Origin of the sequence: Roseicyclus marinus (assembly GCF_030163795.1) — a bacterium.
GTDB lineage: Bacteria > Pseudomonadota > Alphaproteobacteria > Rhodobacterales > Rhodobacteraceae > Roseicyclus > Roseicyclus marinus.
On record NZ_JASJOF010000003.1, the window covers coordinates 336,396 to 356,086 of the forward strand.

Here is a 19,691-nt window from a genome sequence, read left to right on the forward strand (position 1 = left end):
CGGAACGGGGCGCAGCCGATGAAGATCATCCTCGTCTCGGCCGTCGCCCTGATCGACCGCGAGGGCAGGGTGCTTCTGGCGCAGCGCCCGCCGGGCAAATCCATGGCGGGTCTGTGGGAATTTCCCGGCGGCAAGGTCGAGCCGGGCGAAACGCCCGAACAGGCCCTGATTCGCGAATTGCACGAGGAACTGGGCATCGACACATGGGCGTCCTGCCTTGCGCCGCTGACTTTCGCCAGCCACGCCTATCCGGATTTCCACCTGCTCATGCCGCTGTTCGCCTGCCGCAAATGGGAGGGGATCCCGCAGGCGCGCGAGGGCCAAACGCTGGCTTGGGCGCATAAATCCGAACTGCGGGATTACCCGATGCCGCCAGCCGACATTCCCCTGATCCCGATCCTGCGCGACTGGCTCTGATCGACGGGGCCGCCGCCCCGTCCGGTCGACTGCCCGTCAGCCCAGCCAGCCCTTCAGGTTGTCGTCAACGACGGCGGCTAGCGCGTCGATATGGGCCGCATCATCGTTGAGGCAGGGGATATACGTGAATTCCTCCCCGCCCGCGTGCTCGAAGCTTTCCTTGATCTCTTCGTTGATCTCTTCCAGCGTTTCGATGCAATCGGCGGAAAAGGCGGGCGCCACGACCGCGATCCGCTTCTTGCCCGCTTCGGCCAGCCGCGCCACTTCCTCGACGGTATAGGGCTTCAGCCATTCCTCGGGCCCGAACCGGCTCTGGAAGGTCGTCACCACTTCCGTCTTGTCCCAGCCCAGCCGCTCGCGCAGCAGGCGAGAGGTTTTCTGACACTGGCAATGGTAGGGGTCGCCTTCCATCAGGTAGCGCTTGGGCACGCCGTGATAGCTTGCCACCAGCACATCGGGCCGGTTTTCCAGACCCGCATAGGCGCGTTCGACCGATTGGGCCAATGCTTCGATGTAAAGCGGGTTCTCGTAATAGGGTTCGACCGTGCGCACGATCGGCTGCCACTTGATGTTCTCGAGGCTGCGGAAAAACTCGTCGCAGGCCGTGGCCGATGTCGCTCCCGCGTATTGCGGATAAAGCGGGAAGAACAAGATCTTGGTGCAGCCCTGCGCCACCAGCGCGTCGACCTTGGATTTCGTCGACGGGTTGCCATAACGCATGCAGTAATCGACGACCACGTTATCGCCGTACTTGGCCTTGATCTTTTCGGCCATCAGGCGCGTCTGCGCCTTGGTGATGGTCATCAAGGGGCTTTCGTTCAGCTCCTCGTTCCAGATCGACTTGTAATTGGCGCCCGAGGAAAACGGACGCTTGGTCAGGATCACCAGCTGCAACAGCGGCTGCCAGATCCATGGGCTGTAATCGATGACGCGCCGGTCCGACAGGAATTCGTTCAGATATCGCCGCATCGGCCAATAGCTGTAGTGATCCGGCGTCCCGAGATTGGCCAGCAGTACGCCGATCTTGCCGAATTTCACCTTTGGGTGATCGGCGGGGGCATGCGGCAGGTCGGTCGCGGGCTGTTGGGCTTGCGTCTCGGACATCATGTTCATCTGTGGCGGCCTCAATCGTCGGACGGGTGTAGGACCGGTTGCGCGGTCTCGTCAAACTCCGATGTCCCCAATGCGGCGGCAAGGCGCGCCTTGGCCGTGCCGGGGCGGAGCGGTTTTTGCTGGCTGTCGTGCGGGGCCCACCCCGAGAGAAAGATCAACTCGTACGTAGCGCGGATGCGCGCCGGGTCATCCTTGGCCGGAAACCGCGCGGCATAAATCTCGGCCATCCGGCCAAACAGCGCCCGCTGCACGGGCGCGCGGTGGCGGTCGACCAGCGCGTTGGTCTCGCCCATGGCGCGCAGATCGGCCATCAGGGCAAAGGCATCGGGATAGGTCACGGTCTTGGGCAGGCGGTCTGCCACCGGGAGGGCCAGCCCCCCCCGCTGCAACAGCGCGCCCATGTCGCGGATTTCCGCCATGGGTGCCACGCGCGGGCTCAGGCCGCCCATCACCTCTGTTTCCGCCATGGCCAACGCCTGCCGCAGTTCCACCAGCGTTTCGCCGCCAAAAGCCACCGACAGGAACAATCCATCCGGCATGAGGGCGCGGCGGCATTGCACGATCTGGCCCACCGGGTCATCGGCCCAATGCAGCGCCATGGCATGGATCACAAGGTCATGCGCGCCCGGCTCGAGGTCCAGCACCTCGTTGGGCGCCACCATGCGCGCTCCCGGCAGAAAATCCTGCCAGACCGACGGAAAGGCCGTCACCAGCGCGGGCGACGTAAACCCTCTGTTAACGTCCTGCAGTCTTTCCTGAAGCTCGATCATGGCTTCGTCATGCAGGAATCCTGCCATGTCCAGACGCGCACGCGCCCGGGCCCGCTCAAGGCGGGGCCGGTCCACAAGGCGGGCTCGTGTGGGCAAGTCTGGCACGGTGTCGCGCGTCCTGTCTGTCGGTCCAGCGCTACTTAGGGGGGTGGGATGAGATTGCAAACCGTGTTGCATGCGATCTTTCCGCCCGCCTGCCTGTGCTGTGAGGCGCGGGTGGACACCGATTTCGCGCTTTGTGCCGCGTGTTGGGCGCAAACGCCCTTCGTGCTGGGAACGGCCTGCGACCTCTGCGGGGTCGGTCTTCCGGGTCAAAGCGCCAGCGGCGGGCCCCTCGTTTGCGAGGAATGCCACACCATTGCCCGGCCTTGGTCGCATGGCCGGGCCGTGCTGCACTACGCGGGTAACGGGCGCAAACTGGTGCTCGGTCTCAAACATGGCGACCGGGCAGAGGTGGCGCGCGCCGCAGGGCCGTGGATGGCGCGGGCGGCGGCCGATCTCTTGGCCCGCGATCCCCTGATCCTGCCCATTCCGTTGCACCGCTGGCGTCTGGCGCAACGCAGGTTCAACCAATCGGCCCTTCTGGCGTCTGCTCTCGCCCGGGTCAGCGGCCGCGACTGGCTGCCCGATGCGCTGGTTCGCGCGCGTCACACGCCGACGCAGGACGGGCGTGACCGGACTGCCCGCTTCGCCAATCTCGATGCCGCGATCCGCGCGGCCCCGCGCCATGCTGCGACGCTTGCCGGCCGCAACATCTTGCTGGTCGATGATGTGATGACCTCGGGCGCGACCTTTTCGGCGGCGGCGCAAGCCTGCCATGCCGCAGGCGCCGAACAGGTTTGCGTCTTGGCACTGGCGCGGGTCGCACGGGATACCTAGATCAGGGCGACTGCGACGACTTGAGAGGAACGCGCGCGATGCCCCGGATCGAAATCTACACCTCGCCGCTTTGCGGTTATTGCCACGCGGCCAAGCGGCTTTTGGCCGACAAAGGCGTCTCCTATACCGAGATCGACGTCGCCCGCGACCCCGCCAAGCGGCAGGAGATGATGGGCCGCGCGAACGGGCGGCACACCGTTCCCCAGATTTTCATCGGGGATACCCATGTCGGCGGCTATGACGACATGGCCGCGCTTGATCGCAACGGCAAGCTCGATCCGCTTTTGGCCGCATCCTGAACCACTTGCGACCCTTCGTCCCTTGCCACGGGGACGAAGGCAATGGCCTACTCCCGCCATGGCATCCCCCGACGATCCCCTGTCCGTCGCGTTGTTCAGCGAAATGTTCATGGCCGACCAGCTCGCCCGGAACAGGCTCAGCCGTGCCTTGCCCAAGGGAATGGAACTCAGCCATTTCTCGGTGCTGAACCATCTTGTCGCCTCGAGTGTTGAAAAATCACCCGCGCAATTGGCGCGGGTGTTTCACGTCACGCGCGGGGCGATGACGAACACGCTCAACCGGCTGGAATGGGCGGGTTATATCCACATCCGTCCCGATTGGGACGATGCGCGCCGCAAGATGGTGTCGATCAGCCCCGCAGGCCGCCGCGCCCGCGAGGCGGCCCTGTCAGCCATCGCCCCGATCCTGTCCGAAACCGTGCGCGAGATCGGGGCCGACCGTGTGCGGCAGGCGATCCCGGTCATCCGCGAGATGCGCCTGCGGCTGGAAAATGACATCTAGCCCCGCTTCACCGACGCGGTGACATAGTTCACGCTCAGGTCCCAGTCCGAAATCGACCAGCGCCACAACAGCTTGTTGAAGACGAAGCCCTTCCTGTCGACCGGATCCAGACCGGCCTGCCGGATCAGCTCGTACAATTCGTCGGGCGTGATGAACTTTTGCCATTCATGGGTGCCCTTGGGCAGCCAACGCATGACATATTCCGCCCCGATGATCGCCATCAGAAAGCTTTTCGGGTTCCTGTTGATCGTGGAACAGATCATCAGCCCGCCCGGCTTCAACAGTTGCTGGCAGGCGGTCAGATAGGCGAGTGGGTCGGCCACATGCTCGACCACCTCCATGTTCAGCACCACGTCGAATTGCTCGCCCGCCGCGGCGAGCGCCTCGGCCGTCGTATGGCGGTAATCGATGGTCAGCCCCGATTGCTCGGCATGGATCTGCGCCACCGGGATGTTGCGCGGCGCGGCATCCGCGCCCACGACAGTCGCACCCAGACGCGCCATCGGTTCCGACAACAACCCCCCGCCGCAGCCGATATCGAGGATGCGCAGCCCCTCGAACGGCTTTTGCGCCTTCAGGTCGCGCCCGAACTCCGCCGCGATCTGGCGGGTGATGTAATCCAGCCGCGTGGGATTGAGCATATGGAGCGGCTTGAACTTGCCGTTCGGATCCCACCATTCGGCCGCCATCGCCTCGAACTTGGCGATTTCGCCGCTGTCGACGGTTTGATTGACCTCTGCCATGGCAAATCCTTTCAGATTCTGTCATTTTGATCCGTGCGGACCGTTCCTCGCGGTCTATATAGGAGCGGCATGGACAAGTTCTCCGGCCAAAAGCGCGCAGCCGCGCATCTCTTCCCGCCGATCGACCCTTTCGATCAGCGCATGATGGATGTGGGTGACGGGCATCACATCTACGTCGAACAATGCGGCAATCCCGATGGTGCGCCTGTTGTCGTCCTGCACGGCGGCCCCGGCGGCGGGTGCAGCCCGGCGATGCGGCGCTATTTCGATCCCGCGCTTTGGCGGATCGTCCTCTTTGATCAGCGCGGTTGCGGCCGGTCCCGGCCCCATGCCAGCGTGCGGGCGAACACGACATGGCACCTTGTGGCCGATATCGAACGCATCCGCAGCGCGCTGGGCATCGACAGGTGGGCGGTTTTCGGCGGCAGCTGGGGCGCGACCTTGGGTCTGGTCTATGCCGAAACCCATCCCGACCGCGTCGCCTATCTCGCGCTGCGCGGTGTCTTCTTGTCGATGCAGCGTGAGCTGGATTGGTTCTACGGCGGTGGCGCGGGGCAATTCTGGCCCGATCAATGGGCGCGGTTCTGTGCCCTCATCCCCGAGGAAGAACGCGGCGATCTGATCGCCGCCTATAACCGCCGCCTGTTTTCAGGCGACCTGATGGTCGAAACCCGCCATGCCCGCGCTTGGGCGTCGTGGGAAAACGCTCTCGCTTCGATGGAGAGTGATGGCGGCGGCGGCGAAAGCCCGGCGGAATACGCCCGCGCCTTTGCCCGTCTGGAAAACCATTACTTCGTGAACAAGGGTTTTCTCGAAGAAGACGGCCAGATCCTGCGCGACCTGTACCGTATCGCGCAGGTGCCCGGCACGGTGGTGCAGGGCCGCTATGACATGATCTGCCCGCCACTTTCGGCCCACAAGCTTGTCTCGGGTTGGCCCGCCGGCCGCCTGCACATGGTCAAGGCCGCCGGCCACGCCCTCTCCGAACCTGGCATCAGCCAGGAACTGGTGCGCCTGATGAGCCAGGTGGGGGAAAAGCGGGACCGCTACGGGATGTGAGCAACCGCCGGTCGATCCCCGGGCTCAACCGGTCGCGGATCAGCGCCACCGGATGTGACCGGAGCGTCAGGCGCATCGCGACATAATCCTCCACCACCTCTTCGCCCTCGGTCATCCTGGGCAGGTGAACGGCGGGTTCCACGATCCCCTCGCCGTCCAGATCCCCGGAAAACAGCGGCAATTCCCGTTTCGGCACCAGCGCGCGGGCCGCCCACAGCGCGTCGCGCCGCGAAATCCCCAAGGCGGCAAAGGCATCGGCCTCCGCCAATATCGTCAGCGTCTTGGCGGCCAGCCCCGCGCGCCGCCACACATCCTCGACCGCCGTGTAGCCATTGCCGCGCGCCGCCGTCAGCCAATCGGCCTCGTCCTCGCGCATCGCCTTGATCTGCCGAAACCCCAGCCTCAGCGCCAGCGCGCCGGTTTCCGTCCGTTCCATCACGTTGTCCCACCGGGACCGGTTGATGCAGACGGGCCGCACCTCCACCCCGTGGGCGCGGGCGTCGCGCACGATCTGGGCCGGGGCGTAGAACCCCATCGGCTGGGAATTCAGCAGCGCGCAGGCGAAGATCCCCGGATGATGCCGTTTGAGCCAGCTCGAGGCATAGACCAAAAGCGCGAAACTCGCCGCATGGCTTTCGGGGAACCCGTAACTGCCAAAGCCTTCGATCTGCGAAAAACAGCGTTCCGCGAAATCCTCGTCATAGCCATTGGCGCGCATTCCCCGCAGGAACCTTGTCCGGAACTCCGACACGCTCCCATGCTTCTTGAAGGTGGCAAGCGACCGGCGCAGCCTGTCCGCCTCGTCGGGGGTAAAGCCCGCGCCGGTGATGGCGATCTGCATCGCTTGTTCCTGGAACAAGGGCACACCCAAGGTCTTGCCCAAGACGCGGCCCAATTCGTCCGAGGGGAAACTGACCTCCTCCTCCCCGTTCCGGCGTCTTATGAAGGGGTGCACCATGTCGCCCTGGATCGGGCCGGGGCGGATGATCGCCACCTGGATCACCAGGTCATAGAAACAGCGCGGGCGCATCCGGGGCAGGAAATTCATCTGCGCCCGGCTTTCCACCTGGAACACGCCCAGCGTATCGGCCCGGCACAGCATGTCGTAGACGGCGGGGTCCTCGGGCGGCAGGGTGGCCAGCGTGTAATCCGTCTGATGGTGCTGTTTGAGCAGGCCGAATGCCTTGCGGATGCACGACAGCATCCCCAAGGCCAGGATATCGACCTTCAGGATCCCCAGCGCATCGATGTCATCCTTGTCCCAGCAGATGACGGTTCGATCCTCCATCGTGGCATTCTCGATCGGCACCAACTCGTCCAGCCTGCCTTCCGTGATGACAAAGCCACCCACATGCTGGCTCAGATGCCTTGGAAAGCCGATGATCTCCTCGATCAACTGGATCGTTTGCTTCAGGCGCGGGCTGTCGGGGTCCAACCCGATCTCGCGCATCCGGGCGATCTCGGGCCCGTGTTTCGACCATGATCCCCAGATCTGCGAGGACAGCGCCGACAGCACATCCTCCGACAGGCCCATGGCGCGGCCCACCTCGCGCACCGCGCGCTTGCCGCGATAATGGATCACCGTGGCGCACAGCCCCGCGCGATGCCGGCCATAGCGGGCGTAGATGTGCTGGATCACTTCCTCGCGGCGCTCATGCTCGAAATCCACGTCGATATCGGGCGGCTCGTTGCGCGCCTCGGACACGAACCGCTCGAACACCATCGTGCCGATCTCGGGGCTGACCGACGTGACCCCCAGCGCATAGCAGGTGATCGAATTGGCCGCCGATCCGCGCCCCTGGCACAGGATGCCGCGCGACCGGGCAAAGGCGACGATATCATGGACGGTAAGGAAATAGGGCTCGTAGCCCAGTTTCCCGATCAGACGCAGCTCATGCTCCAGCTGCTTTTGCGCCCGCTCGGGGATGCCCTGCGGATAGCGCCAGTTCAGCCCCGCCTGCGCCAGCCGCTGCAACCGTTCGGCGGCGGTTTCCCCGTCCGTGATTTCCGACGGGTATTCGTAGCGCAGGCTGGCGATGTCGAACTCCAGCCTTTCGGCCAGTGCCGCGGCGTGGTCCACCGCCCCCTCATGTCCCTTGAAGATGCGCCGCATCTCCACCTCCGACCGCAGGCGCTGTTCGGCATTGGCCTGCGCGGCGGTGCCCAGATCTTCGATCCGCAATCCCTCGCGGATGCAGGTCAGGATATCGGTCAACCGCCGCCGCGCCCCGTGGTGCATGATCGGCCGGGCCGAGGCGAGCATGGGCAGGCCCAGATCCGCCGCCAGCCGCGCGCCGCGATCCAGTCTTGCCGCATCCTGCCCGTCATAGGCGGGCGCGATCAGCAGGTGCAGCCGCCCCTCCAGCCCCTCGATCAACCGCGCCGCCGCCTGCCGCCAATCGGTCCCGGGCCGGTCGGGCGCATGAAGCAGCAATTCCAGCCCCTCGGGAAACCTCAGGATATCGTCCAGATCCAGCAGGCAATCGCCCTTCTCCGCCCTCAACCGTCCCGCCGACAGGATGCGGCACAGGCTCGCCCAACCCGTCCGGTTGCGCGGCAGCGCGGTCAGCATCATCCCGTCTTGCAGCACCAGACAGGCGGCGGGCAACAAGCGCGGCACATGGTCGATGGGCGCGCGCGGGGCTGGGGGCAGATGCGCGGGCTTGGGCGGGCCTATGGGATCGGCGCGCGCGGCCACGGCTTCCGCGATTTCTTCGCGGATCTTCTTCAGCTCCGACCAGGCCCGCACCACGCCCGCCACCGAATTCACATCGGCGATGGCAATCGCCTCCAACCCCAGAAGTGCTGCCCGACGCGCATATTCCTCGGGATGTGACCCCCCGGTCAGGAAGGTGAAGTTCGAGGTGATGGACAGTTCCGCGAATCCCATGACCCGCAGTATATTCACGTTTTGTTCCCATAGCGAGATGCTCCAACAAAGCTCACGGGTCCGACCGCATCACGACCGTGCCACAGCCCACCCGGTTCGGCGGATATCGCTCGGCCTGTCTATCTTTAGGCATTACTTTCCAAACTTAAGTGGGTAGAACCATCTCGGTGATGTTGGGAGTTACGAGTGCTGAAACTGCTGCGAAATCGGATACCCGGCGCATGGCATAGCGGAATGGCCCCGGGCGCAGCATGATACCGCAGAGATCGAAGCAGAATTCTTCTTCATCCACTTTGGATACGCAGTTGGGGATTTCAGCGAACCAGATCTTTTTGTCCGAATTGAGCAAGAAAATTTGGAATATCGCACCTGCGCTCATCTTGATGCAGGAAGTCTTAGTAAAGAGCGTCGTGGGTTTGAAAACAGTGAAGCAAAGCACATGAGCGGGCAGACAGAATTGAAAATGGCACACTGAGTACTGTCTGGAAAGGCTTGCAAGGAATGATGGATCACGAAAGAAAGATGGAAGATTCAAGTCTGGTCGAGAATAGCAAGACCAGGATCTTTCTTCACCTTACGAAAACGGCTGGTGGAACTCTGAAATCTGTACTGAGCGATACACCCAATCTGTCCACCTATTTTGTATATGGACAGCAGGATGTTCTGCGCTTGAAGGAGGAGTCGCCGAATGAGTATGATTTTGTCTATGGCCATTCAGTTTACGGACTTCACGCCACGCTCGGTCTGCCTGAATCTACACGCTACATGTGTTTCATGCGGCATCCCGTGACCCGTACCATTTCGCATTACTATCATTTACGGAATGTTGAAAAGGGACCGATCGGAGATCGAATTCGGGCGTCGAAGGATATAAATGATTTTTTTGCGAACAACTCGCATTGGGAATTTTCGAATTTCATGGTGAAGGTGATTTCAGGTGTTGGCAACGCGCGCCCATCACCCGGAGTCAATGCGTTTCGAATGGCCGTTGACAATCTCGAAAATCTGTTCGATTTCGTGGGATTTCAGGAATATTTTCCCATATCAGTCCGTAGCCTGTCGAAATTGATCGGACATGAGCTTGTCGTGAAGAAAGATATAAACATCGGGCGCTATTCTCTGGGAGATATAAGCAGCACGACCCTGAGCCGTATCGAAGAGCTCAACATCCAAGATATCAAGCTTTACAAGTTTGCCATTCGAAAGTTTCTCTAGGACCGCCCCAGATGAGAGCTTTTTTTCACCCGGCGAATCCGGGATATACCACAAGTCTCGCAAAGATTTCGGGGAAGGCTGGATTGCCTCTGCAATCCGTGCAGACGATCAGGCAGTTGCGATCTCAGATATCCGCAAGCTCGGCTAATGTCGGAAACGTCGTTCATAACGAGGCGATAGCAAAGACGTTCGGTTTTGATACCGCCTTCAGTGCAATGGGGGGGATCGAGGGATTTTTCAAGGCTGAATGCAATTCAAGACCCAAGGAATTTCAACAGAAGTTATCCCAGAACTTCGACGCTGTATTTTTTTCCTTCGCAAATCTTGTCGCCCCTCCTCTGAAGAATGGTAAGGAGGAAATGCAAAGGAGGCAGTTCAGCAGGCTGTGTGAGATTGTAAACAGTATAAACATTCCATTGATTGTTTTGGGGGTTGGCCTGCAGCAGCGCCTGGAGTCGACGGAAGAGATCCTTCCCGAGCTTGCGGAATTCATGCGAGAGATCAATAGGAAAGCTGTAATATTCGGATGCCGTGGTGCCGAAACCGAAGCATATCTCCAATCCATAGGCTGTGATAACGTCAGAGCCCTTGGTTGCCCAAGCCTCTACGTCTACCCCTCACGAATTCTGGCTATAGAGCCGCTTGGAAGCCTCACCGGTAAGTCGGGGATAACAGCAGGTTATCTCGATCGTAAGCACTTTCTTGGCCACCAGCCCCACCGCTTGGAAGCCTTGTCCAAGATCGCATCGACCCTTGATTTGAGCTATGTCTTCCAGAATGACTTGCTCACCCTTTCCGAGCTTGATGATACACTTGGCCTTTACATTGACGCGGACAATCGGTGTGATCCGGAAATAATTAATGCCTATATTGAGAGTTTTGGATATAAAATTCCGATATCGGATTATCGGTTCTTCCGTGATCCCCGATCATGGCGTCAATATGCAGGGTCGCGGGATTATTTCTTTGGTGACCGGTTTCACGGCGGGGTTGTTAGCCTTCAAACAGGTCGTCCTGCCCTCTTCATTTACGACGATGTTCGTGTCATGGAGCTTACCGAGCATTTCGCGCTCCCGAGTGTGTCGTTGGAGGATGTCATTTCTGGCGATGTGCATGAGATCCTTGAAAATGGGTTCTCAAAGGAATCGATTGATAGGATGCATGATACCTACAGCGGAAGGCTCAATGAGTATTTTGGTTTAACCAAGGGTGCTGGACTGACACCGCTGCGCGGTATCTACCCAGTGCAGAAGAAAAACCTCGACGCGACAGAGGATGATCTGACGGTTCTGAAAACGCGCCTTGGGGAGGTTCTTGAGAGCGAAAGAATGGACGCCGCTATTCAGCTGGCTGCCATGAATTCGTGGACCCTTGCGGGTGTTGAAAGGCTGCTGAATATTCTGGCCGAGTTGAAGGATGACCCTACCGCACAGGACGTTCTGAACCTCGCCATTGTCCGCCAAGATACCGCTCCGGATGAGGCCATGATCTTCAGAACGGCCCGCGTTCTTTTCAAAGCAAGGCTCGATCAGAGTTGTGAATTCTTGTTGAGGTATTTCTTCAGCAGGAATGACGTGGTCTGGACAGAACGCGTGGCAAGGATCCTGATCGAGTCGCTCATCCGGCAAGAGAATTTTTCGGATGCCAAGGCATATCTATCTTCAGCGATGGATAGAGGGTGCTTGAATGCCAACGTCGCGCGATTGCTGTTGAAGCGCACGGAGCAATGAGTTGACCGCTTGGGGCAGTCATTCGACCTACCCCGTCACGCCAGCCCGAATTCCCTCAAAACGGCCGCGTAGATCTCTCGCTTGAACGGCACGATTTCCGCCAGCAGGTCCGCGCCGCGCATCCAGCGCCAGTCGGAAAATTCCACATCCTCGTGGCTCAGGTCGATCAAGTCATCGGGCGCGTCCAGCCGCATAAGGACCCATTTTTGCGTCTGCCCCCGGTATTTCCCGCGATAGGGCAGAACTTCCTTAGGCAAGTCATAGGGCAGCCATTCCGCCGTCTCGCGCAGAACGGTGACATGCTCGGCGCCCACCCCCGTCTCCTCGCGCAATTCGCGCAGGGCGGCCTCGACGGGTGTTTCGCCTTTGTCGATCCCGCCTTGCGGCATCTGCCACGCGGGCTCCGCCATGTCCGCCCGCTGCCCGGCGAAGACCCGCCCATCTGCATGGGTCAGCACCACCCCCACGCAGGGGCGATAGGGCAGGCGGGCGATCTCCTCGGGCGTCACGGGCTCAGTTGCCGCGCGGACCCAGCGCGTTCAGCCCGGTCAGGATGTCGATGGCATAGGCCAGCTGGTAATCCTCGTTGCGCAACGTGGCCGTGGCCTCCGCGATGGCCTGCTCCTCTTCCAGCTGGCGGCGCTCGTCCTCCGTCAGGGTGGAATTCTGGATCGCCCCGCGCAGGCTGGCCTCGTTGCGGCGGGTCTGCCCTTCCTCGGCCTCCTCGTCCACCTCCACCGGGTCACGCTGTTCGACCAGGATGTCCGGCGCGATGCCCAAAGCCTGGATCGAGCGACCCGACGGCGTGTAATAAAGCGAGGTGGTCAGCCGCATCGCCCCGTCGCCCGCCAGCGGCATGATCGATTGCACCGACCCCTTGCCGAAGGTGTTGGTGCCCACGACCACCGCGCGGCGATGATCCTGCAAGGCGCCCGCCACGATCTCCGACGCCGAGGCCGAGCCGCCATTCACCAGCACGACCAGCGGCAGTCCCTCGATCAGGTCGCCGGGCGTGGCGTTGTAGCGTTCGCCATCGGCCGGATCGCGGCCGCGGGTCGACACGATCTCGCCTTGGTCGAGGAAGGCATCCGACACCCGGATCGCCTGGTTCAGCAAGCCGCCGGGATTGTTGCGCAGGTCCAAAACCACACCATTCAGATTGCCGAGCCCACCGACCTCTTCGATCATTTCGGCCAGCCCGTCCTGAAGATTGGGAAAGGTCTGGTCGTTGAAGGTGGAAATCCGCAGCACCGCGGTATTGCCTTCCAGACGGTAGCGCACAGCGGTCAGGCGGATCCGGTCGCGCACGATGGTGATGTCGAAGGGTTGGTCGACCCCTTCGCGGACGACGGTGATGACAATCTCCGACCCCACCGGACCGCGCATCATGTCGACCGCCTGTTCCAGCGTCAGACCCAACAGCGCCTCGCCATCGACATGGGTGATGAAATCGCCCGCCTCGACGCCTGCCGCCATGGCCGGCGTATCGTCCATCGGCGTGATGACGCGCACAAAGCCGTCTTCTTGCGTCACCTCGATGCCCAGACCGCCGAATTCGCCGCGCGTCTGCACCTGCATGTCGTCGAAATCGCTGGGCGGCAGATAGCTCGAATGCGGGTCGAGCGAGGTCAGCATCCCGTTGATCGCCGCCTCGATCAGTGCCGCCTCGTCGACTTCTTCGACGTAATTGGCCCGGATACGTTCGAAGATGTCGCCAAACAGGTCCAACTGCTCATAGACCGAGGAATTGGCCCGATCTTCCTGCGCGATCAGCGGCCCGGCCACCTGCGTGCTCAACAGCACGCCGCCCACGATCCCCCCAACGGCCGCGATCATCAGCTTGTTCATTCTCGTCATCCTTCGTTTCAGTCGCGCCCGGTGGCGGCGAACCACGGCGCCGGATCGACCGGAACACCGCTTTCCCGCAGTTCGATATAAAGCGTTTCCGTCAGCTCCGCGCCACCACCTTGCACGGATGGCAGGATCAATTCTTCGCTCTCCGGCCCCGGGTCGCCGGGCATCAGGCCCAGCGCCGCCCCCAAGGCTACGATTTCGCCGGGGACAACGTAAAGGGTCCCGACCCCGGCCAAGATAATCAGATAGTCGGCCTGCGGTTCCAGGATAATGACATTTCCGTAATCCAAGAGCGGCCCTGCATAGCGCACTGATGCCGCCCAAGGTGCCGTGACCAGCGCACGGGGCCGCGTGGCCTGCACCAGACCGGGCCGGGTAACGCCCGCCCCATCGGCTTCGCCGAACCGGCGCAGCACGCGCCCCAGAACCGGCATCGACAGGGTTCCGCGCGCCGCCGCGAAATCGGGCAGTTCACCCGATGCCCCCGTCCCGTCGCGCGTCAGCACGGTCGCCAGCGCATCCAGCGATTCGACGCTGTCGAGCAATTCGGTCATCGCAGCTTCGTCACGGATGATGTTTTCCGGCAGCATCCGGCGATCCGCGATGGCTTGGCTCAACTGCGTGCGCGCCGCCTGTATCCGGTCGAGCGCCAGCGACAGCTGGTCCACCGCGCCGTCCTGCAAGCGCCGCAGCGTCGCCAGATCCTCCAGCTGTCCCCGCAGCGCGCGGGCCTCCTCCGCGACGGCGGGCGTAACCTCCGACAAGATCATGCCCGATCGTGCCGTGCCCAAGGCTCCGGCCGGATGCATCAAGAGCAGGGGCGCAGGCGCCCCCTCGATGCTTTGCAACACCCCCAAAAGCCGCGACAGCCGGTCCCGTTCCGCCTCGAACACCGACAGGATGGTCTGCTCGCGCAAGGCTGCCTGTCGCATCCCCTCGCGCAGCGCCAAAAGTCCTTCCTCGTAGGCGCGCACCGTCTGGGTCAGCGCCTCGACCCGGTCGCGCGCCCCCTCGGCCTCCAGCAGCGCAAAGGCCGCCTGTTCCAGCATCTCGGCGGCGCGCTGGGTCGTGGCCACGGCATCGGGTTCGGCGCGCAGGGGGGCGGCCAACACCATCAGCGCCATACAAAAGGCGGGCGCCACACGTGCGGCCCAAAAACGCCCATGCCTCATGCGATCAATGTCCGGCCGGTCATGTCCTCCGGTTGCGGCAGCCCCATCAGCTGCAACACGGTCGGCGCCAGATCGGCAAGGATCCCGTCACGCAGCCGCGCGCCCTCCGGTCCGCCGACAAGGATCACCGGAACCGGGTTCAGCGTATGCGCCGTATGCGGCCCGCCGGTTTCGGGGTCGATCATCGTTTCGCAATTGCCATGGTCTGCGGTCACGATCATCGCACCGCCCGCCGCCGCCAGCGCCTCCAGCGCGCGCCCCAGCCCCGTATCCACCGCCTCGCAGGCGCGCATGGCGGCTTCCAGATCGCCGGTATGGCCCACCATGTCGGGGTTCGCATAATTCACGACGATCAGATCGTAGTCCCCGCCGATCGCCTCGACCAGATGATCGGTGACTTCGCCCGCCGACATCTCGGGTTGCAGGTCATAGGTCGCCACCTTGGGCGAGGCCGCCATATAGCGGTCTTCACCCGGCACAGGGGGTTCCTTTCCCCCGTTCAGGAAAAAAGTGACATGGGGATATTTCTCGGTCTCGGCGATGTGGAACTGCCGCAATCCCTTCTGACCGACCCATTCCGCCAGCGTGTTCACGATCTCCTGCTTGGGAAACACCGTGGTCATGTAGGCGTCATGCGCTTTGGAATAATCCACCATCCCCAGCCGCGCGGCCAGGTCAGGGCGCGGTCCCCGGTTGAACCCGTCGAAATCCGGGTCCCCGATGGCGGCAAGGATCTCGCGCGCCCGGTCGGCCCGGAAATTGACGAAAAACAGCCCGTCGCCCTCGGCCATGCCCGCATAATCGCCGATCACGGCGGGTTCGATGAATTCATCGGTCTTGCCCGCCTTGTGGGCGGCGGCGATGGCCTCCCCGGCCGCTGCGGCCGCAACGCCCTTGCCCTCGGCCATGGCGCGATAGGCCCGTTCCACCCGGTCCCAGCGATTGTCGCGGTCCATCGCGAAATAACGGCCCGTCACGGTCACGATCCCTGCGCCCTTGGGCAGGTCCGCCTCCAATGCCGCGATCTGTCCGGGGGCCGAGGACGGGGCCACGTCCCGCCCATCGGTGATGGCATGGACCAGCACCTCCAGCCCCGCATCGGTCAGCGCGCGCGCGGCCGCCACGATATGCGCCTGATGGGAATGCACCCCCCCCGGCGAGGCCAGCCCCGCCAGATGCGCCCGCCCGCCGCTTGCCTTCAGCGTTGCGATGAAATCGGCCAGCGCGGGCCGGGTGAAAAACCCGCCATCCTCGATCGCTAGGTCGATCATGCCCAAATCCATCGCCACAACCCGGCCTGCGCCGATATTCGTATGCCCGACCTCCGAATTGCCCATCTGCCCCTCGGGCAGGCCCGCCGCGCGGCCATGGGTGATCAACGTGGCATGGGGGCAGGTCGCCATCAGCCGGTCGAATGTCGGTGTGCTGGCGAGCAGGGGGGCGTTTCCGGCCTCAATCGGGCCGATACCCCACCCGTCGAGAATGCACAGGACAACGGGTTTCGGCACGGTTTGCTCGGGCATGGCGGGCTCCTTCGCTTGGGGGTTGTAGGCACCCGGCCCCCCGCATGCAAGGCGGCAGGGGCGGGGTGCCGCTCCGCGCATCATCCCCTCCCGTGCTAGACCCTGTCTTGCGCCTCAGAAAACGAAGTCGCTGTCGTCCAGATCTGCCAGCTGCACCCCCAAGAGCAGGATGGAATTCCCTCCGCCAGTAGCGATCAACACCCCGTCGGCCACCGACCTGATCGCACCCGTGGCCGCAAAGGACGAATAGTCGGAAAATCCCGTTGCCGCTGTGATTTCCGACAGGTCGATCCGCTCGAATGGGTCCGTTGCGTCGAAATCCTCGATCCTGTCTTTCCCGTGCCCCGGAGCGAAGACGAATACATCGTGATCCGCCCCGCCAATCAGCGCATCAGTGCCCCTGCCGCCCACGAGTGTGTCGTTTCCACCCCCCCCCTCGAGGCGGTCGTGACGATCACCGCCGTCAAGGTAGTCATCGCCGGTTCCGCCGAAAAGCTGGTCGTTTCCCGCGCTCCCCTCCAGCCTGTCATTTCCGGCACCACCATCAAGCATGTCGAAGCCCGCGCGTCCCCTTAGCAAATCCGCGCCATCGCCCCCGAACAGTCTGTCGTTCTGAGTGCCCCCATCCAGCGCATCATCCCCGACACCGCCATAAAGCACATCCCGGTCCGCCCCACCAAAGAGCCGATCATCCCCCTCATCGCCATGCAGCGTGTCGTGGCCGTTGCTCCCCCAGAAACGGTCGTTGCCCAACCCACCGAGCAGGCTGTCATTGCCCGACTGCCCCTCCAGAATGTCGCCGCCCGCACCACCCACAAGCGTGTCATTGCCGCTGCCCCCGACAAGGCGGTCATTGCGATCACCGCCATCCAGGTGGTCATTTCCCGATCCGCCGAACATCTGGTCATTGCCGGGGCCCCCTTCCAGCGTATCATTGCCGGTACCGCCGTCGAGCCTGTCAAAGCCCGCGTCGCCCCTCAGCAGATCCGCGCCATCGCCCCCGAACAGGCTGTCGTTCTGGGCGCCCCCATCCAGCGTATCGTCGCCGACCCCACCGTGGAGCGCATCCTCACCCGCCCCTCCCAACAGCACATCCTCTCCCCCCTCGCCAAACAGCGTGTCGCGTCCACCCATGCCCTCCAGCACATCCGGCCCTGCCGTGCCGACGAGGTACAGGTCGCTATCCGGATCGGCTTCAGCCAGCATCGGGCGACGCTGCGGCCCGGTCAGGACCGCCGCCCGCACATCCTGTTCCGACAGCGTGCGCCGGTTCATCGTCTCGATCACCAGCGTTTCGTTGCGCCATGTCACCAAGGCCCCCACCGCCGTCGACTGGATGCTCAACCCCGCCGGATCGTAAAAGAATGGCCAATCCGACAGGTCCAGCCGGTCATTTCCCCGCTCGAAGCTCACGATCGTATCGACCTGCCCATCGGCGCGCAGCACGTAGATGTCGCGTCCGCCCCCGCCCGACAGCGTGTCGCGGCCCGCCCCGTCTTCCAGGATGTCGGCCCCGTTGGCCCCGGCAAGGCTGTCATCCCCCGCCCCGCCGATCAGGATGTCGTCCAGCGCGCCACCGGTCAGCGTCGCGCCGCCCGCCGCGGCGCTGGCCACGATCCCGTTGTCCTGCGTCGCGACCGATAATTCGGTCACGCCCGCCCGCACCTCCGAGGCGACGAACACCCGCAACCCCGCCGCATCCGCCATCGCCGTCAGGGCCGAGACCGCCTCCAGCCCCGCAGCGGAACCTGCCGTCATCTGGTCCAGCAGCACCAACCGCCCCGTCGGCAGCAGCACGAACAGCGACAGCCCGTCATCGCCACCCGCCGCCACCACATAGGTCACCCCGTTGGACGTCACGACATCGAGGCTCTGGATCATGCCGAACCGCGTCTCCTGCGTGTCCAGAACGTGATCCACCGGCACAAGGCTCCCGTTCGTGCGCAATTCCATCACCGTGATCGCGCCCGATTGCCCGATCCCGTCCGGCGGCGCCGATCCCAGAAGCACGAAATGCCGCCCGCCGATGTCGGCCGTGGCCAGCGTGGTGGGCGTCATGATCCCGATGCCTTCCTCCACGCCCAGATTGCCGGTGGTCACCAACCCCTCCGCCCCGATCCGGTAGGCGCTGACGCCGCGCCCGGTCAGGCTGGCCCCGAGCAGGAAATCCGCGCTCCCCGTCGTCACCGTCTCCAACGCGAAAACCGAACTGGCATAGGCCGCCTGCGTCGCGCCGAACGCGAATTGCGCGCTCAATTGCAGGCCAGTCGCCACGCTGTAGCCCCGGATCGATGCTTGCCCCTCGTTGCCCAGGAACAACATAGACCCCCCCGATTGGTCCAGGCTCAGGACCGCGCCGTTCGACGCGCTGATCCCGCCGATGGTCACCTGCGCCTCGATCGTCCCACTGGAGGCCAGGGCATAGGCCGCAAGGCTGCGGTCTTGCGGGTCTTCGGCCACCACAACATGGGGGCCGCCCGGCAGGTCCAGGATCGCCATGCCGCCCAGAACGCCGCTGGCCAGATCGGCGGGAAAATAGGTGAAATCCAGCAGGCTCAGGCCGCCGCCCGGCCCCAAACCATAGGCCGCCAGCCCCCCTGTCGGCCCCGACATCGCATAAAGCACCGGCCCCCCGGCGGTCTCGCGCACCATCAGGTCGCGTATCCCGTGGTCCAGCCTGTTCAGGGTCGAAAGACTGCTGCCTTCCAGCACCAGATTGGGCATTCGCGGCTCCGTCGCGGCTCTGTCCGCCGGACGTTCGCCCGCCCCTGCGCAGGGGGCTTGGTCGGATTGTGGCCCTGTCGGGGAAATTCCCTCGGATTGCAGGGAATGCGTTTACCCTGTTGCCCGCCGGATCGACCCGGCGCTCACATCATGTTGCGCTTGTGCGTTGCAATCGCCTCGTCGAGATCGTCGAAAACCTGCAATTTCCCGTGTTCCAGCACGATGGCCGCGTTGCAGAATTCCTTCAGCTCGCCGAGGTTGTGGTTCACCATGATCGCGTCCGAGCTCTGCATCCTGTCCTGAAACAGCGCCACGCTGCGCGACCGGAACGCGGCATCGCCTGCGCCGGTCACTTCGTCGATCAGGTAGGTGTCGAACTTGATTCCCATCGACAGCCCGAAATTCAGCCGTGATCGCATCCCCGCCGAATAGGTCCGCACCTCCATGTGGAAATGCGGGCCCAACTGGGCGAAATCCTGCACGAAATCGACCAGCTCCCCCGTGTCCACGCCATAGACCCGCGCGATGAACCGCACGTTCTGCGCCCCCGTAAGGTTCGGATGGACCGCCCCGGCCAGCCCCACGGGCCACGATATCGTGCCATCGGTCACGACACGGCCGCTGTCGGGCCGCATGTTGCCCGCGATGATCTGCATCAGCGTCGACTTGCCCGCCCCGTTGCGCCCCAAAAGCGCCAGCGACCGCCCCCGCTCCAGCGTCAGGGTCAGGTTGTCGATCACCAGCTTGCGCTGGCCGTTCACGTCGAATCCCTTGGTCAGGTTCTCGAAGCGGATCATCGCC

The 19,691-nt window shown here is 63.2% G+C and carries 17 protein-coding genes; 7 read left to right on the forward strand and 10 right to left on the reverse strand.

Features of this window, described 5'->3' with window-relative positions:
- Positions 1–18: 18 nt before the first annotated feature.
- Complete coding sequence (mutT, locus tag QQK63_RS06665; RefSeq protein WP_277825702.1) at positions 19–417, forward strand: 8-oxo-dGTP diphosphatase MutT; 399 nt, start codon at positions 19–21, stop codon at positions 415–417.
- Positions 418–453: 36 nt separating this feature from the next.
- On the opposite strand, the gene hemH is transcribed toward mutT, so the two are convergent.
- Positions 454–1,530, reverse strand: coding sequence for a ferrochelatase (gene hemH, locus QQK63_RS06670; RefSeq protein WP_377134042.1), 1,077 nt, complete (start codon positions 1,528–1,530; stop codon positions 454–456).
- A gap of 11 nt (positions 1,531–1,541) precedes the next feature.
- A complete protein-coding gene (locus tag QQK63_RS06675) occupies positions 1,542–2,327 on the reverse strand; it encodes a methyltransferase domain-containing protein (protein ID WP_277825704.1) in 786 nt (261 codons plus the stop codon).
- A 126-nt stretch (positions 2,328–2,453) separates the two neighbouring features.
- Here QQK63_RS06675 and QQK63_RS06680 point away from each other — a divergent pair, with 126 nt between their 5' ends.
- The 3 genes from QQK63_RS06680 to QQK63_RS06690 are packed head-to-tail and all read left to right on the forward strand — an operon-like array spanning position 2,454 to position 3,980.
- Positions 2,454–3,179, forward strand: a complete 726-nt coding sequence (locus QQK63_RS06680; protein ID WP_277825706.1) for a double zinc ribbon domain-containing protein — start codon at positions 2,454–2,456, stop codon at positions 3,177–3,179.
- A gap of 38 nt (positions 3,180–3,217) precedes the next feature.
- Positions 3,218–3,478, forward strand: a complete 261-nt coding sequence (gene grxC, locus QQK63_RS06685; RefSeq protein ID WP_277825708.1) for a glutaredoxin 3 — start codon at positions 3,218–3,220, stop codon at positions 3,476–3,478.
- A 58-nt stretch (positions 3,479–3,536) separates the two neighbouring features.
- Positions 3,537–3,980 carry a MarR family winged helix-turn-helix transcriptional regulator gene (locus tag QQK63_RS06690; RefSeq protein WP_277825710.1) on the forward strand — a complete coding sequence of 148 codons (444 nt, stop codon included), beginning with the start codon at positions 3,537–3,539 and terminating at the stop codon, positions 3,978–3,980.
- On the opposite strand, the gene ubiG is transcribed toward QQK63_RS06690, so the two are convergent.
- A complete protein-coding gene (gene ubiG / locus QQK63_RS06695; protein WP_277825712.1) occupies positions 3,977–4,723 on the reverse strand; it encodes a bifunctional 2-polyprenyl-6-hydroxyphenol methylase/3-demethylubiquinol 3-O-methyltransferase UbiG in 747 nt (248 codons plus the stop codon). The genes QQK63_RS06690 and ubiG overlap by 4 nt on opposite strands.
- A gap of 69 nt (positions 4,724–4,792) precedes the next feature.
- Between ubiG and pip the strand changes: the two genes are divergently transcribed.
- Positions 4,793–5,782 carry a prolyl aminopeptidase gene (gene pip, locus QQK63_RS06700; RefSeq protein WP_277825714.1) on the forward strand — a complete coding sequence of 330 codons (990 nt, stop codon included), beginning with the start codon at positions 4,793–4,795 and terminating at the stop codon, positions 5,780–5,782.
- Here pip and QQK63_RS06705 read toward each other — a convergent pair.
- Positions 5,718–8,672 carry an error-prone DNA polymerase gene (locus QQK63_RS06705; protein WP_277825716.1) on the reverse strand — a complete coding sequence of 985 codons (2,955 nt, stop codon included), beginning with the start codon at positions 8,670–8,672 and terminating at the stop codon, positions 5,718–5,720. The two genes, pip and QQK63_RS06705, sit on opposite strands and share 65 nt — an antisense overlap.
- 501 nt (positions 8,673–9,173) lie before the next feature.
- On the opposite strand from QQK63_RS06705, the gene QQK63_RS06710 reads away from it, so the two are divergent.
- Positions 9,174–9,887 (forward strand): sulfotransferase family 2 domain-containing protein, encoded by a 714-nt coding sequence (locus QQK63_RS06710; RefSeq protein ID WP_277825718.1) that lies wholly within the window; start codon positions 9,174–9,176, stop codon positions 9,885–9,887.
- Between the two features lie 11 nt (positions 9,888–9,898).
- Complete coding sequence (locus QQK63_RS06715) at positions 9,899–11,617, forward strand: polysaccharide pyruvyl transferase family protein (RefSeq protein ID WP_277825720.1); 1,719 nt, start codon at positions 9,899–9,901, stop codon at positions 11,615–11,617.
- Positions 11,618–11,652: 35 nt separating this feature from the next.
- Here the strand turns inward: QQK63_RS06715 and QQK63_RS06720 are convergent, their stop codons facing one another.
- The 6 genes from QQK63_RS06720 to QQK63_RS06745 form a co-directional block, all read right to left on the reverse strand.
- Entirely contained in the window at positions 11,653–12,126 is a 474-nt protein-coding gene (locus QQK63_RS06720; protein ID WP_277825722.1) for an RNA pyrophosphohydrolase, read from the reverse strand.
- Positions 12,127–12,130: 4 nt separating this feature from the next.
- A complete protein-coding gene (locus tag QQK63_RS06725; protein WP_277825724.1) occupies positions 12,131–13,465 on the reverse strand; it encodes a S41 family peptidase in 1,335 nt (444 codons plus the stop codon).
- Positions 13,466–13,482: 17 nt separating this feature from the next.
- Positions 13,483–14,643: a murein hydrolase activator EnvC family protein gene (locus QQK63_RS06730; RefSeq protein WP_277825726.1), complete on the reverse strand. Its 1,161-nt coding sequence runs from the start codon at positions 14,641–14,643 to the stop codon at positions 13,483–13,485.
- Positions 14,640–16,166, reverse strand: coding sequence for a 2,3-bisphosphoglycerate-independent phosphoglycerate mutase (gpmI, locus tag QQK63_RS06735; RefSeq protein ID WP_277825728.1), 1,527 nt, complete (start codon positions 16,164–16,166; stop codon positions 14,640–14,642). The genes QQK63_RS06730 and gpmI overlap by 4 nt, the downstream gene beginning before the upstream one ends.
- A gap of 114 nt (positions 16,167–16,280) precedes the next feature.
- Positions 16,281–18,890: a calcium-binding protein gene (locus QQK63_RS06740; RefSeq protein WP_277825730.1), complete on the reverse strand. Its 2,610-nt coding sequence runs from the start codon at positions 18,888–18,890 to the stop codon at positions 16,281–16,283.
- 143 nt (positions 18,891–19,033) lie between these two features.
- The gene (locus QQK63_RS06745; protein WP_277825732.1) at positions 19,034–19,687 is read right to left on the reverse strand and encodes an ABC transporter ATP-binding protein; all 654 of its coding nucleotides are present in this window, start codon (positions 19,685–19,687) and stop codon (positions 19,034–19,036) included.
- Between the last annotated feature and the right edge of the window lie 4 nt (positions 19,688–19,691).